Here is a 13197-nt window from a genome sequence, read left to right on the forward strand (position 1 = left end):
TAAGGTACGCTAGCTACCTGAATGTCTTATCGAAAGGTTTCCCACCGTGCGCATTTTGACGATCATTCCTACCTATAACGAGCTGGAATCACTGCCGATCACAGTGGACCGGCTGCGTTCATCGGTGCCGGAATCTGACGTGCTGATTGTCGATGACCAGTCTCCGGACGGCACCGGCCAACTCGCCGACGAGATGGCTCAGGTTGATCAGCAAATCCACGTCATGCACCGCAAGGGTAAAGGGGGACTTGGCGGCGCCTACATCGCTGGCTTCAAGTGGGGGCTGGACCGCGGGTACGACGTTCTGATTGAGCTGGATGCTGACGGCTCGCACCAGCCGGAGCAGCTACCCACGCTGATTAGCCAGATTGACCGTGCCGACCTCGTGATTGGTTCCCGGTGGGTCCCAGGTGGCAAGGTCGTTAACTGGCCGGTCCACCGCCAACTGATTTCGCGTTTCGGTTCTTTCTACTCCCGCACTTTGCTGGGGCTGAAGGTTCGGGACATCACCGCAGGGTACCGAGTCTTCCGTGCCACAACCTTGCGCAAGATCGATCTGGATGCGATCGAATCGGTCGGTTACGGCTTCCAGGTCGATATGACTTTCCGTGTGGCCCGGCTTGGCCTCACCATCGTCGAGGTTCCGATTGCCTTCATTGAACGCGAGCTAGGGGACTCCAAGATGAGTACCGGGATCGCGATCGAGGCGATGATCAACGTCGCAAAATGGGGCCTGAAGGAGCGCGCTAAGACGCTCGCCGCCAAGGGGAAAGCGCTGACCAGCTAGGAATACCCACGCATCAAAGAGGGGCCGTTGCTTCATGCAACGGCCCCTCTTGATGAGATGGTGTATCTGTCAGGCGTCGGTCTTCTCGCCGCGCTTCTCACGCAGCTTCTTCAACCGTTCCTGCAAGATTTCTTCTAGCTCATCGAAGTTACGACGCTCCAACAGCATGTCCCAGTGGGTGCGGACTGGCTTGCCCTTTTCTTCTTCAGGTTTCTGGCCGTCAACAAGAATGGCTTCCTTACCCGTCTTGGTGGTCCATACCGGTGGGATCTCAGCCTCAATCGCGAAGGTCACGATCACGGACTCGGTACCATCCTCGGTGCGGTACTCCACCCGCTGACGTGGTGCCGGCTCAACGCCAGCCTCCGACTCCATTGATTGCGATCCAAGACGCATGCCTCGTAGGCTGCGGTCGCTCATACGCTAGTTCTCCCTTCAGTCACCGTGCACAACCATGAGGGGCGTGAAAATATTCCCTATGCGCGGTGATCTCCTCGACTATGGCTGCCGTGGAGTGTGTGGTGTTGATTCTGACTCTTCGGACTCGGGCTCTACTTTACCAAGCGCATTCCCGATCCCGCGCAAGGCTTCGCCAACCTCAGATGGAATAATCCAGAGTTTGTTGCTTTCACCGTCAGCCAGCTTCGGCAGAGTCTGCAGGTACTGGTAGGCCAGCAGCTTCTGATCCGGGCGGCCGGCGTGGATCGCGTCGAACACACGCTGAATAGCTTCCGCCTCACCATCGGCCTTCAGCACGGTGGCCTTTGCCTCACCTTCAGCCTTCAGAATCGCGGCCTGGCGCTGACCTTCAGCAGTCAAAATGTCAGATTGCTTGGTACCTTCAGCGGTCAGAATTGCTGCGCGACGGTCACGCTCGGCGCGCATTTGCTTCTCCATGGAATCCTGAATCGAGAGAGGAGGCTCAATCGCCTTGACCTCCACGCGGGAGACGCGGATGCCCCATTTGCCGGTGGCCTCATCGAGAACGCCACGAAGCTGACCGTTAATCTGGTCACGAGAGGTAAGGGCCTCTTCAAGGTTCAACCCACCCACGACGTTACGCATCGTGGTGGTGGTCAGCTGCTCAACAGCCTGGATGTAGTTGGCGATCTCGTAGGTGGCGTCCTTCGGGTTCATCACCTGGAAGTACACCACGGTGTCAATGCTGACAACGAGGTTGTCTTCGGTAATGACCGGCTGGGGTGGGAACGACACCACCTGTTCACGTAGGTCCATTAGGGGCAGAAGCCGGTCCACGAAGGGGACCAGCATGGTTAGCCCGGCGTAGCGGGTTGCCTGATATTTTCCGAGCCGTTCGACGATGCCAGCAAAGCCCTGCGGGACGATGCGAATCGAGCGGATTAGCACGATGGCAACGAAGACAATGAAAATGACCAATAAGATCATGCCAAAGTCGATATACATAAGTTCCTCTTCTTAGGATTGTGCGGGTGGAGGAGTAGATACGAGTAGGGCAGTCGCTCCACGGATTTCCTTGACATAACATGTGCTGCCGGGTGCGAGAACCTGTCCGGTCTCGGCGGCTCGGGCAGTCCACGTTTCGCCCTCAATTTTGGCCAGACCGGCCAAGTTTGAGGTCTGTTCGAGGATGAGCGCAGGGGTACCGTAAAGGCGGACAACATTGGTGCGAGATTCGGGGTTACCACGCCGCAGGTGCTTGAGAGCTACCGGTCGTAATAACGCCAACAACAAGAGAGCTGCAACGCCGAAGACCAGCGCTTGAATCAAGAAGTTCGCTCCGAGCGCCGCAGGAATGGCGGCAAGCGCAGCTGCCACGCCAAGCAGGATGGCATTCATGTCCAGCAGGAACATCTCGAGGATAACTAATAGGATGGCGAGCGTCAGCCAGATGGCCCAAGCGTTAGCTCCATACCATTGGAAGATTTGCTCCATAGATGGATGACCCTTTCTCAGTGCGAGCGCTGCTTCCAGTCTAGAGTGCCAACGTCCGATTAGCCGCTTTGTTCCACGGATATGGCGAGACAGGTCATGGTTTACTGCCCATGCGCATAAAGCCGATAATATACATTATGTAAAGTAAGGTCTTTTCTGTGGACTGAGTTCCTTCTTCCTGAGGTCTCGGCGCCGACCCGCAACTCCCCGCCCGCAGCGAGCTACTACGAAAGATCCTGGACCGGGCTACGACGAAAGGTGTCGCTCCTCAGACAGGTTCACATCGCGTTCCCAGCGAATCTCGCCGTCGACGACCTGTTCAGTTGGAACCAAGCCCAGCTTTCGCGCGATGGCCTGAGATGCCGCGTGGTCTGGATGGATGTGCGCCACGATTTGCTGGACGCCTTGTTCCATCAGAAGCTCTACCAATTGCTGCGCGGCACGCGAGGCGTAACCTTGTCTTTGCCATGCCCGCCCGATCACCCACGAGATCTCGGCTATGGACGTTGCTTTCTCTACGGTGGCTTGTACGTACCCGATTGGGTCGTCTCCAGGTTCGCGGAGCACCACAAGGTTGATCCATTGTTCAGCTCCGTCAGGTGATTGACCACGAGTTTGGAACTTATATTGGTCTTCTAGTTCCGAAAGGCTTGGTGGCTCCCCGCCGGTGTACTCATAGAGTGACGGGTCCGCAAGGACGGTTGTCATTACGGTTGCATCGCTGACGGCTAGCGGCCGCAAAACAAGAGACTCTGTCATGGTGGTCAGTCAACCACTAGTCCCCTGACACCGCAATAGCTTCACCGCACGTGGTTGCTCGGAGTGCAGTACGGGGAAATCAATTCGTCTACTCGCCGCACGCTTGCTGTCACAACTGGAGGGTTTGGGTGGAGAATACAGTCAGACTGCAAACACGAATAGCGTGCCGGGCAGAATCTGGATCAGGAAGGTTCCACTCACATGACCGACAAGATACGTTCCCATCCGGCGGATGCACACGATCGAATTCAGGTCATCGGTGCCCGAGAGAATAATCTAAAGGACATTTCGCTGCGGTTGCCCAAACGACGGCTGACTGTTTTCACGGGGGTATCTGGATCGGGCAAATCCTCTTTGGTGTTCGGAACCATCGCTGCAGAGTCTCAACGCATGATCAACGAGACCTACTCCAGCTTCGTGCAGGGATTCATGCCAAACCTCCCCCGTCCGGACGTGGACGATCTGCAAGGACTGACGACGGCCATCATCGTGGATCAAGAGCGACTCGGGGCGAACGTGCGCTCCACCCTCGGCACAGTCACAGACATCCATGCCCTACTCAGAAACCTCTTCAGCCGAGCAGGCACTCCCCGACTGAATTCCCCACAGGCGTTCTCCTTTAACACGGCAACAGTGAGTGGCAAGGGAGCCATCACCCTCGACACAGCTGACGGTAAGAAAACAGAGGCCCGCTCATTCAGTATCCAAGGCGGGATGTGCCCCACCTGCGAGGGCACCGGGACGGTATCTGACTTCGACCTAGACGCTTTATTTGACAAAACAAAGTCCCTCAATGAGGGCGCCATCACGGTTCCCGGCTACTCCATGGACGGCTGGTACGGTCGAATTTTCCGCGGCAGCGGATTCTTCGACGCAGACAAGAAGCTCGGCAAGTTCAACAAGAACGAATTGCACGATCTGCTCTACAAGGAACCGATCAAAATCAAAGTCGATGGCATCAACGTCACCTACGAGGGCATCATCCCGAAGATCCAGAAGTCGTTTCTGACCAAGGACCCGGAAGCGATGCAGGCGCATATTCGCTCGTTCGTCTCTCGGGCTGTCGTCCAGCACACCTGTCCGGACTGCGGCGGGAGCCGGCTCAACGAGACAGCTCGATCAGTGAAAGTCGCGGGAAAGAACCTGGCCGAAGTCTGCGAGCTCGAACTCATCGACGTTGCCGCATGGTTAGAAACCATTCCTTCTGAAGGAATCGCTCCCCTGCTCGACCGGCTCAGACAAACCCTAGCCGCGTTCATCGATATCGGACTGGGCTACCTGAGCCTCAACCGGTCTGCAGGCACCCTTTCCGGCGGTGAAGCGCAACGAACCAAATTGGTCAGACACTTAAACTCCGCCCTGACCGATGTCACGTACGTTTTCGATGAACCCACGATTGGCCTGCACCCACATGACATCCAACGATTGAACACGTTGCTGCTGCAATTACGGGATAAGGGCAATACTGTGTTGGTGGTCGAACACAAACCGGAAACGATCGCCATTGCCGACCACGTGGTAGACCTCGGCCCAGGGGCCGGTAACGAAGGCGGCCGGATCACCTTTGAAGGTGACGTGGCAGGGTTACGCGCCAGTGCGACCCTAACCGGACGCCACCTCGACGATCGTGCCAGCCTCAAGGAGGATTTCCGCTCCCCGACAGAGCAACTACAGGTTCGCGGCTGTACCGCCAACAATGTTCGAAACCTCGACGTGGACATTCCCCTCGGCGTGCTGACCGTCATCACCGGGGTCGCAGGCTCCGGAAAGTCCACCCTCATCGACACGGCTGTCCTGCCCCATCCAGACACAGCAGAAAAGATCGCTTACCTCGACCAATCCCCTATTCGAGGCTCTCGCCGGTCCAACCCCGCCACCTACACGGGCTTGCTGGATCCGATCCGCAAGGCCTTTGCCAAAGCCAACGGTGTCAAACCCGGAATGTTCAGCGCTAACTCAGAGGGAGCCTGCCCTGCCTGCAAAGGCAACGGCGTGATCTACACCGACCTTGGTTTCATGGCGGGGTTTGAAACGACCTGCGAAGAATGTGCGGGACAAGGTTTCCAAGAGGCCGTGTTGGCCTACCATTTCGGCGACAAAAATATAGCTCAGGTCATGGCCATGTCAGCGACGGAAGCCGCCCAATACTTTGCGGCACCCGAAACAAAAATCCCAGCCGCGACCAAGATCCTGCAACGCATCGTCGATGTTGGTTTGGGCTACATGACTCTCGGGCAAGCACTCTCCACCCTCTCCGGCGGTGAACGGCAACGACTCAAACTGGCGGCCCAGCTGGCCGACAAGGCAGAAATCTATGTACTGGATGAGCCCACCACCGGCCTGCACATGGCCGATGTCCAACATTTGCTGGCGCTCCTCGACCAGCTCGTCGATGCAGGCAAGTCTGTGATCGTGATCGAACATCACCAAGCAGTCATGGCCCACGCCGACTGGATCATTGACATGGGTCCCGGTGCAGGCGCAGACGGTGGACGCGTGGTCTTCACCGGAACCCCTGCGGATCTGATCAACAAAAACGACACCCTCACCGCGAAGCATTTGGCCGAATACGTCAGCGCCAGCAACTAAGCCTCTCCCCTGCCTCCCCCTCCCGTCACCAGCGGACCATCTTGCGGACCACTGTGCGGCACAAGGGTTGGGCGGGATCCACACGTGGATTTAGTCTCAGGTACGAGCACCTAACGTGTGCTCAAGATCACTGGTAGCACGTAACTGGAGAGGGAAACCTAATGAGCATCTGGCATGGCGAATGGACACCTGAGGAACTCAACAAACGCGGTGATGCATGCCTGAATGAGAACCTCGGGATTGAGATTCTTGAACTGACGGAGAACTCGATCCGGGGACGGATGCCGGTCGATGCTCGAACAATTCAACCCGCTGGAGTGCTCCACGGTGGGGCTTCCGTGGTGCTGGCTGAGACGCTGGCCTCTTGGGGCGGCTTCCTGTCCGTGGATCAGAGTAAGTATCACGCGGTCGGATTAGAGATCAACGCCAATCACATGCGTCCGGTTCCTGCCGGCGAGTGGGTCTACGGTGAGGCGACGCCGGCGCATCGAGGCCGCTCCACACAAATCTGGGAAATCCGCATCACCAATGAGGCAGGCAAGCTGGTCTGTTTGAGCCGCTGCACGATAGCCATCATCGAGGTCCCCGCCCAATATCAGAGTGCTGACCAGCGTGCCTAAGTGCATAAGATACATGTATGGCTAATTTTGATGAACCTGTAGAAGAGGCAGCGAGTGAGGCGACTGAAGGGCTGGTGCGGCAGTCACCGGCATGGAAGCTGATGCTGGTCATCGACGTAGTCTTAGTCTTGGTCTTCGCCTATTTGGGGATGATCTCCCACCATGAGTCCGCAGACGCACTGACCTACATCCGGATCGCTAGCCCGTTCCTGTTGGCCTACGCTGGCGCTGCGATCTTCACCGGGATCTGGAGAACAGCTCACGTGTTCTGGCCGCAGGGCGTCACGCTCTGGTTCATCACGGCCTTCGGCGGCATCCTGTTGCGCTACCTCTTCGGCGACGGAGTTGCATTGGCTTTCCAGCTCGTCGCTGCTGGTACCTTGGCGTTATTCCTATTGGGTCGACGCATGCTGTCGAATTTCATCGTGACCCGCCCCGCAAAGCGCGCCTAGAGCACGTATTGTTGGAGAGAAGGAGGAAGAATGTTTACAGCTTTTGTCATGGTGCGTACCGATTCGAATCGGATTCCGGAGTGCGCGGAAGAACTCGTCGCCCTTGATGGTGTGGCCGAGGTTTATTCGGTTGCCGGAGACTGGGACCTCATCGTGGTGGTTCGAGTCAGAGAACATGACGACCTAGCCGAAACGATCGCCAACCGCATCTCAAAGATCGAGGGTATTGAGCACACGCAAACCCACATGGCTTTCCGCGCCTACTCGAAACATGATCTTGAGGCGACGTTCGCCATCGGTTTCGATTAAGCACACCAGCAGCTTCGAAGCTCTCTCACGAATGTGGGCCGGTTGAACTCAGCGACGAGTCCGACCGGCCCACATTTTTGTCTATGTTTATGGCGCAGTGCGGCTAGCTGTCTTGCGAGACGGCAACCCAACGATTGAGGACGTCTTGGGCGGCACCAGAATCAATGGACTCTGCCGCGCGTACCATTGCCGCAGCCAAACGCTCCTGGACCGTTCCGTTAGCTTCGGTGTCGAACGCGACCAATCCCGCTGCGGCGTTCAGCAGCACAGCATCACGGACCGGCCCCTTCTCCCCCGCCAGCAAGGCACGCACGATCCCGGCGTTATATTCGCCGTCTTTGCCGGCCAAGGCTTCAACCGGGACGATCTCGATCCCGAAGTCTTCTGGATGAATGCTGTGGTGGGTGACGTTACCGTCCCGCACCTCCCACAGATCAGAGGGCCCCGACGTGGTGATCTTGTCCCGGCCATCACTGCCGCGGAAAACCAAGGCGCGGATGCCGCGCTCAGCCAAGACACCAGCCATCAGCGGGGCGACCTCTAGCGACGCGCAACCCAGCGCCTGAGCTTTCACCCGTGCAGGGTTGGTCAGCGGTCCCAAGTAGTTAAAGGCGGTCGGCACCCCAAGCTCTTTGCGGGTGGGGGCAGCATATTTCATGGAAGGGTGGAACCCTTGGGCAAAGAGAAATGTGATTCCCGCCTCAGCTGCCGAGCGTTGGAGTTTCTCCAACGGCATGTCGAGTCGAACCCCCAGCGCTTCAATGACGTCGGCAGCCCCGGCCGTCGAGGAGGCACCCCGGTTGCCGTGCTTGACGATCTTGGCGCCGGCACCGGCAGCAACTAGGGACGACATAGTCGACAGGTTCACGGTGCCGAGCTTGTCACCACCGGTCCCAACAATGTCCAGGGTCTCGCCCTCAATCTGGATGGGCCGAGCATTGGCCAGCATGACCTTGGTGAGCCCCAACAACTCATCTACGGTCTCGCCCTTGGTGCGCAACGCCACCAAGAAACCAGAGATCTGCGCGTCGGTGGCCATCCCATCCATAATGGTGGCCATGGCCCACGCAGCCTCCTCCGTGGACAGGTCCTGTCCGGCGATCAACGTGGACAAAATTTGCGGCCATGTATAGGCCGAAGGCTGCGGCAGCGAGAAATCTGTTGAAGAGGTCACGCTCTCAAGATTAGTCACCATCGCAGCCGCTGAGAAATTTAAGAAATCACTTGCACGCAGAGGTTTCTGCGCAAATTCAAGGGAAATTCGTAGATTGTAGAAGAACCCGAACCGCATCGGCGCGCCGAAACTCGTTACGTATTGGAATTGCAAGGGGTTTTCACGACATAATGGGCTACGTGACGACTGCAACTGTACCTATTTCGACGCCGGCCAGAAAGCTGCCGAGCCGTCCGAACGTGACCTCCGTGGGCACGATCGTGTGGCTTTCGAGCGAGCTGATGTTCTTCGCCGGCCTCTTCGCTATGTATTTCACCCTGCGTGCAAGCTCGGGTGATCTGTGGGCTCAAGAGACCCAGGCGCTTAACGTTCCCCTCGCGTTCGTTAACACCGCCATCCTTGTCGCTAGTTCCATCACCGTCCAGTTCGGTGTATTCGCGGCCGAAAACCACCACAAGCCACTCCGCAGCGGTAGCATCTTCCAGATCACCAAGTGGGGCATGGTCGAGTGGTACGTATTGACCTTCATTATGGGCACCATCTTCGTAGCTGTTCAGACCTACGAATACGCTGTCCTGATCTCGCACGGCATCACTATCCCTGCCAATGCGTATGGTTCCGCGTTCTACATCACCACCGGGTTCCACGCACTGCACGTGGCCGGCGGTCTGGTTGCCTTCCTGTTCATCATTGGCCGTGCTCTGCTGGCCAAGAACTTCGGCCACCACGAGATCACTGGCGCGATCGTGACCTCCTACTACTGGCACTTCGTTGACGTAGTTTGGATCGTCCTGTTCGCAATCGTCTACTTCCTCAAGTAGCGCAACTAGTTTTCTCATCAATCGCACCCAAGATCAGGTCTAAGTAAGGAACAGCACGTGAAGGCACTTACCCGGAACCGTAGACACCCGCTAGCAGGTCTCGTACTGCTAGTTCTGGGTTTGCTACTCACCGGCGCGCTCTACGCTGGCGCCAGTAGTTTTAACAACGCACAGGCTGCGAACAACACCTACTCAGAAAACGATGTTTCTGAGGGACGGAAGTTGTACGTAACCAACTGTGCAACCTGCCATGGCATGGACGCCACTGGCTCCCCCGCTGCACCATCGCTGATTGGTGTCGGCGCTGCCTCGGTTGATTTCCAGGTTGGCTCCGGCCGTATGCCGATGCAGATGCAGGGCCCACAGGCGTGGGTCAAACCACCTCAGTTCAACGATGAGCAGACCAAACAGCTTTCTGCTTACGTCGCTTCCCTCGGTGCCGGCCCAGCCGTCCCAGAGGAGCAGTACCTCGACACGAGCAAGGGTAACTCCGCCAACGGTGGCGAAGTATTCCGCGTTAACTGCGCCATGTGTCACTCCGCCTCAGCCGGCGGTGGTGCACTGACCCGCGGTAAGTTCGCTCCAACCTTGCATGGTGTCTCTGAAAAGCACATCTATGAAGCAATGGTGACTGGTCCGCAGAACATGCCAGTGTTCTCCGACACCAACATCTCCCCAGAAGACAAGCGTGACGTCATCACCTTCCTGAAGGAAATTGAAGCTCAGGGCTCCCCAGGTGGCGCCAAGCTTGGTTCCTTGGGCCCGGTGGCTGAAGGTCTGTTCATCTGGACCGCGGGACTGGCCGTGTGCATCGGCTTCATGGTTTGGCTGACCTCCCGACCCAGCTAGGTCGCTTGACTCCCACGGGAGCCAAGCTTTCGCACAAGACATCATCAAGCATCACTCACGTAAGGATTAGAACACTATGAGCGAGCAAAACTACGGAAACCCGGACTCGGGTGCCGTCGCTCGGTCTGGTCAGCCTGAGGGGCAGTTCGCAATTGAGAACCCGGGGCTTCCTCCGCATCGGCCACGGCTGACCGATACAGACCCGAAAGCAGCCAAGCGTGCCGAACGCCAGGTTTCTGCTCTCTTCTTGGTCTCCATCATTGGCACCATCGTCTTCTTCTTGGGTTACTTTGCCACCAGCAATGAAACCATTGGCGAACTACGCGTCCAGAACCTCTTCATCGGCTTGGGCACCGCTTTCGCCATGCTCGGCATCGGTACCGGTATCGTCCAGTGGGCGCGTACCCTCATGCCGGATCACGAGATGATCGAGGAACGCCACGATATTCGCACTGAAGAAGACCGCGTCATCGCTGAAGAGATCATCGAAGACGTCATCGAAGAATCTGGCATCAAGCGCCGTCCGCTGCTGCGCAACACCCTGATCGGTGCCCTCGCAGTAGCCCCGCTGCCAGCCATCTTCATCCTGCGCGACTTGGACAACTCCGAAGACTACGGTGTGGAGCGTCTGCGCCACACCATGTGGGACACCGGTGTTCGTCTGGTCCGCGACCCAGTCGGTACTCCGATCAAGGCCTCCGATATCACCATCGGTTCCGCTGTTCACGTCATCCCTGAAGGGCTGAACGAGCTGGAGCACGGCAAACTCAACGAGAAGGCCAAGGCCGTTGTTCTCGTGATGCGCCTGAACCCAGATCAGCTGAACATCTCCCCTGGTCGCGAAGACTGGCACTACAACGGCATCGTTGCCTACTCGAAGATTTGTACTCACGTCGGTTGCCCGGTCGCACTGTACGAGCAGCACACGCACCACCTGCTGTGCCCATGCCACCAGTCGACCTTCGACCTGAAGGACGAGTGCAAGGTCGTATTCGGTCCTGCGGGCCACGCGCTGCCGCAGCTGCCAATCACCGTCGACTCGGAAGGCTACCTGGTTGCCCAGTCTGACTTCCACGAGCCGGTTGGCCCGAGCTACTGGGAGCGTGGCTAAGACATGACTACACAACAGCAAGAATTCATTCCCGCAACCACGACTGGTCGCATCGCCAACTACGTTGACACCCGCACGGGCGCCTCGAAGATGGTCCGCGAATTCGGTCGCAAGATCTTCCCCGATCACTGGACCTTCATGTTCGGTGAAGTAGCACTGTACACGTTCGTGATCCTGCTGCTCTCGGGTACTTTCTTGACCCTGTTCTTCGACCCATCGATGGCGCACACCACCTACCTCGGCTCCTACAAGCCGCTGTACGGCATCGAAATGTCCGTCGCATACGCATCCACCCTAGATATCTCCTTCGATATCCGCGGTGGCCTGTTCATGCGTCAGGTCCACCACTGGGCCGCGATCCTGTTCGTCGCCGCCATGAGCGTCCACATGCTCCGCGTGTTCTTCACCGGTGCATTCCGTCGCCCACGCGAACTGAACTGGGTTGTCGGTTCCATCCTGTTGGTCATGGGCATGGCCGCTGGTTTCACCGGCTACTCCCTGCCAGATGACCTGCTCTCCGGTAACGGTCTGCGCATTATCGACGGTGTTATCAAGGCCATCCCGGTCATTGGTACCTACATCTCGTTCTTCTTCTTCGGGGGCGAATTCCCTGGCGAAGCAGTCATTGGCCGCCTGTACATGCTGCACATCATGGTCATCCCAGCAGTGATCCTGCTGCTGATCGCAGTGCACCTGTTCATGGTTGTCACCCACAAGCACACCCAGTACCCTGGCCCAGGCCGTACCCAGCGCAACGTCGTTGGCTACCCGGTTGGCCCGGTCTACGCAGCCAAAGCCGGTGGCTTCTTCTTCATCGTCTTCGGCGTCGTCGCACTGTTGGCCGCGTTCTTCACGATCAACGCCGTGTGGAACTACGGACCATATGACCCATCCCCGGTCTCCGCTGGTACCCAGCCGGACTGGTACATCGGTTGGGTTGATGGTGCGCTGCGTCTGATGCCAGGCTTCTTGGGCGCCTTCCCATTCGAATGGCAGATTCCATTCCCATGGGGCGGCGACCACATCGATCCGATGCACACCGCAGCAACCGGTGCATGGAACCTGTTCCCAGGTGGTACCAACACCATCGTCTGGAACGTCCTGCTCCCAATGCTGCCAGCAGCCATCCTCATCGGTGGCATGATGTTCTGGCCATGGATCGAACGCTGGGTCACCAAGGACAACCGCGAACACCACCTGCTGGATCGCCCACGTAACGCCCCATGGCGTACCGGTGTCGGCGTTGCCGGTGTGGTCTGGTACGCGGTCATGTGGGCGGCAGCGTCCTCTGACTTGGTCGCAACCCACTTCCACGTTGCGCTGAACGACGTCACCTACTGGTTGCGCGTGCTGTTCATCGTTGGTCCATTCGTCGGCTTCATCGTCGCTCGCCGCATCGCCTTGGCGCTGCAGCGTAAGGACCGCGAGATCGTCCTGCACGGTCGCGAAGCAGGCATCATCGAGTTCTCCCCTGCCGGTGGTTTCTCCGAGCGTCACGAACAGCTCGATGACTACCGCCTGTGGAAGCTCGTCGCCTTCGAATCACCTGAGTACGTGCCGGCACAGCCAAACGCTAAGGGCCGGATCACTCGCGGTGAGAAGAGCCGCGCACGCTGGTCCAAGCTGTTCTTCGAGGACCGCGTGGCCCCAGTGACCGCAGCAGAGTTGGCCGAAGCCCGCAAGCACAGCGCCGAACTGGCCCTGATGCAGCAGCGCGGACACCAGGATCAGCTCGACTAACGTCACGGCACAGTTACAGTAGCCACAAGATGGGTGGTCTCCCGACAGGGAGGCCACCCATTTCTTGGTTTA

General features: G+C 57.9%; 14 protein-coding genes. 9 read left to right on the forward strand and 5 right to left on the reverse strand.

Going from position 1 to position 13197, the window contains the following annotated elements; genetic code table 11:
* Positions 1-46: 46 nt before the first annotated feature.
* Complete coding sequence (locus ACFFFR_RS01250; RefSeq protein ID WP_377457507.1) at positions 47-787, forward strand: polyprenol monophosphomannose synthase; 741 nt, start codon at positions 47-49, stop codon at positions 785-787.
* A gap of 69 nt (positions 788-856) precedes the next feature.
* Here ACFFFR_RS01250 and ACFFFR_RS01255 read toward each other — a convergent pair whose 3' ends face one another.
* The 4 genes from ACFFFR_RS01255 to ACFFFR_RS01270 all read right to left on the reverse strand — a co-directional run bounded on the left by ACFFFR_RS01255 (position 857) and on the right by ACFFFR_RS01270 (position 3460).
* Positions 857-1207, reverse strand: coding sequence for an RNA polymerase-binding protein RbpA (locus ACFFFR_RS01255; protein WP_377457509.1), 351 nt, complete (start codon positions 1205-1207; stop codon positions 857-859).
* A 78-nt stretch (positions 1208-1285) separates the two neighbouring features.
* Positions 1286-2212 carry an SPFH domain-containing protein gene (locus ACFFFR_RS01260; protein WP_377457511.1) on the reverse strand — a complete coding sequence of 309 codons (927 nt, stop codon included), beginning with the start codon at positions 2210-2212 and terminating at the stop codon, positions 1286-1288.
* Between the two features lie 12 nt (positions 2213-2224).
* Positions 2225-2701 (reverse strand): NfeD family protein, encoded by a 477-nt coding sequence (locus tag ACFFFR_RS01265; RefSeq protein ID WP_377457513.1) that lies wholly within the window; start codon positions 2699-2701, stop codon positions 2225-2227.
* Positions 2702-2947: 246 nt separating this feature from the next.
* Positions 2948-3460 carry a GNAT family N-acetyltransferase gene (locus tag ACFFFR_RS01270; protein ID WP_377457515.1) on the reverse strand — a complete coding sequence of 171 codons (513 nt, stop codon included), beginning with the start codon at positions 3458-3460 and terminating at the stop codon, positions 2948-2950.
* Positions 3461-3661: 201 nt separating this feature from the next.
* Between ACFFFR_RS01270 and ACFFFR_RS01275 the strand changes: the two genes are divergently transcribed.
* The 4 genes from ACFFFR_RS01275 (at position 3662) to ACFFFR_RS01290 (ending at position 7430) form a co-directional block, all read left to right on the forward strand.
* Complete coding sequence (locus tag ACFFFR_RS01275; RefSeq protein ID WP_377457517.1) at positions 3662-6049, forward strand: ATP-binding cassette domain-containing protein; 2388 nt, start codon at positions 3662-3664, stop codon at positions 6047-6049.
* Between the two features lie 161 nt (positions 6050-6210).
* Entirely contained in the window at positions 6211-6669 is a 459-nt protein-coding gene (locus ACFFFR_RS01280; RefSeq protein WP_377457519.1) for a PaaI family thioesterase, read from the forward strand.
* Positions 6670-6686: 17 nt separating this feature from the next.
* On the forward strand, positions 6687-7121 hold the full coding sequence (locus tag ACFFFR_RS01285; RefSeq protein ID WP_377457521.1) for a DUF3054 domain-containing protein: 435 nt from the start codon (positions 6687-6689) through the stop codon (positions 7119-7121).
* Positions 7122-7151: 30 nt separating this feature from the next.
* Positions 7152-7430: an Lrp/AsnC family transcriptional regulator gene (locus ACFFFR_RS01290; RefSeq protein WP_377457523.1), complete on the forward strand. Its 279-nt coding sequence runs from the start codon at positions 7152-7154 to the stop codon at positions 7428-7430.
* 103 nt (positions 7431-7533) lie between these two features.
* Here ACFFFR_RS01290 and trpD read toward each other — a convergent pair whose 3' ends face one another.
* Entirely contained in the window at positions 7534-8604 is a 1071-nt protein-coding gene (gene trpD / locus ACFFFR_RS01295; RefSeq protein WP_377457525.1) for an anthranilate phosphoribosyltransferase, read from the reverse strand.
* Positions 8605-8783: 179 nt separating this feature from the next.
* Here trpD and ctaE point away from each other — a divergent pair, with 179 nt between their 5' ends.
* The 4 genes from ctaE (at position 8784) to qcrB (ending at position 13125) form a co-directional block, all read left to right on the forward strand.
* A complete protein-coding gene (gene ctaE / locus ACFFFR_RS01300) occupies positions 8784-9425 on the forward strand; it encodes an aa3-type cytochrome oxidase subunit III (protein WP_377457527.1) in 642 nt (213 codons plus the stop codon).
* A 57-nt stretch (positions 9426-9482) separates the two neighbouring features.
* Positions 9483-10274 (forward strand): cytochrome bc1 complex diheme cytochrome c subunit, encoded by a 792-nt coding sequence (qcrC, locus tag ACFFFR_RS01305; RefSeq protein WP_377457529.1) that lies wholly within the window; start codon positions 9483-9485, stop codon positions 10272-10274.
* Between the two features lie 76 nt (positions 10275-10350).
* Positions 10351-11385 (forward strand): cytochrome bc1 complex Rieske iron-sulfur subunit, encoded by a 1035-nt coding sequence (qcrA, locus tag ACFFFR_RS01310; protein WP_377457531.1) that lies wholly within the window; start codon positions 10351-10353, stop codon positions 11383-11385.
* Between the two features lie 3 nt (positions 11386-11388).
* On the forward strand, positions 11389-13125 hold the full coding sequence (gene qcrB, locus ACFFFR_RS01315) for a cytochrome bc1 complex cytochrome b subunit (RefSeq protein ID WP_377457533.1): 1737 nt from the start codon (positions 11389-11391) through the stop codon (positions 13123-13125).
* The last annotated feature ends 72 nt before the right edge of the window (positions 13126-13197 follow it).

Source organism: Micrococcoides hystricis (assembly GCF_042434215.1).
GTDB classification, from domain to species: domain Bacteria; phylum Actinomycetota; class Actinomycetes; order Actinomycetales; family Micrococcaceae; genus Micrococcoides; species Micrococcoides hystricis.

Excerpts from the sequence above, each read along its gene's own strand:
- ACFFFR_RS01270 (WP_377457515.1), bottom strand. The coding sequence starts at position 3,460 with ATGACAGAGTCTCTTGTTTTGCGGCCGCTAGCCGTCAGCGATGCAACC.
- ACFFFR_RS01280 (WP_377457519.1), top strand. The coding sequence starts at position 6,211 with ATGAGCATCTGGCATGGCGAATGGACACCTGAGGAACTCAACAAACGC.
- ACFFFR_RS01255 (WP_377457509.1), bottom strand. The coding sequence starts at position 1,207 with ATGAGCGACCGCAGCCTACGAGGCATGCGTCTTGGATCGCAATCAATG.
- ACFFFR_RS01290 (WP_377457523.1), top strand. The coding sequence starts at position 7,152 with ATGTTTACAGCTTTTGTCATGGTGCGTACCGATTCGAATCGGATTCCG.
- ACFFFR_RS01265 (WP_377457513.1), bottom strand. The coding sequence starts at position 2,701 with ATGGAGCAAATCTTCCAATGGTATGGAGCTAACGCTTGGGCCATCTGG.
- ACFFFR_RS01285 (WP_377457521.1), top strand. The coding sequence starts at position 6,687 with ATGGCTAATTTTGATGAACCTGTAGAAGAGGCAGCGAGTGAGGCGACT.
- ACFFFR_RS01260 (WP_377457511.1), bottom strand. The coding sequence starts at position 2,212 with ATGTATATCGACTTTGGCATGATCTTATTGGTCATTTTCATTGTCTTC.
- qcrA (WP_377457531.1), top strand. The coding sequence starts at position 10,351 with ATGAGCGAGCAAAACTACGGAAACCCGGACTCGGGTGCCGTCGCTCGG.
- qcrB (WP_377457533.1), top strand. The coding sequence starts at position 11,389 with ATGACTACACAACAGCAAGAATTCATTCCCGCAACCACGACTGGTCGC.
- ACFFFR_RS01275 (WP_377457517.1), top strand. The coding sequence starts at position 3,662 with ATGACCGACAAGATACGTTCCCATCCGGCGGATGCACACGATCGAATT.